Below are 233 nucleotides of genomic sequence, written 5' to 3' on the forward strand. Positions count from 1 at the left end.
GTCCAGGGCCGTTCGACGGCGAGGCTGAGCGGGAGAAGGATCGCAGCACCCGCGATCAGCGAGCCCGCCGCCGGCGCCATCGGATCGAGCCCCTTGAAGCCGCGGCTGAAGATCGCCGCGCAGGCGTAGCAGATGGTGGCGGCGACGATCGCGACCTCGGCCACGATGCCCTGCCCGAGATCGCGGAAGGCATCGACGCCGACGATCAGGCAGATGCCGGCCATCCCTGATAT

The 233-nt window shown here is 69.5% G+C and carries 1 pseudogene; it reads right to left on the reverse strand.

From position 1 onward, the window contains the following. Positions 1 to 233: pseudogene (locus tag AC0IXR_RS25205) on the reverse strand (EamA/RhaT family transporter); the annotation flags it as partial.

The organism is Methylobacterium sp. AC832, from assembly GCF_979256025.1.